Origin of the sequence: Arthrobacter sp. SIMBA_036 (assembly GCF_046535135.1) — a bacterium.
Classification (GTDB): domain Bacteria; phylum Actinomycetota; class Actinomycetes; order Actinomycetales; family Micrococcaceae; genus Arthrobacter.
This window is the reverse complement of record NZ_JAWRXG010000427.1, coordinates 1-240: the sequence shown is the minus strand read 5'-3', so window position 1 is coordinate 240 and position 240 is coordinate 1. Positions and strand designations below refer to the sequence as shown.

1 protein-coding gene is annotated in these 240 nt (G+C 58.8%); it reads right to left on the bottom strand.

Annotated features, from left to right (window positions below; all coding sequences use genetic code 11):
- On the bottom strand, positions 1-240 hold a 240-nt coding region (locus SB659_RS20410; RefSeq protein ID WP_410551752.1), incomplete at both ends, for a helix-turn-helix transcriptional regulator.

The window sequence follows — 240 nt, the reverse complement described above, 5'->3', positions numbered from 1 at the left end:
CAGGGGTCACCGACACGATCTTCCTGAAGACGGTCGTGAAATGCGGCTGGTTTTGGAAACCTGTCTGCAGGGCCACCTGAACAAGAGCGAGATCTGAGAAGGCCAGCAGCCTCATCGCTGCCTGGATTCGGATTCGCAGCAAGAACTCGTGCGCACTCACCGAGGTTGCCGCTTTGAACGTCGCCGCGAAATGTGCACGAGAAAAGCCGGCAACGTCGGCCAGCTCCTCCAACGTCATGC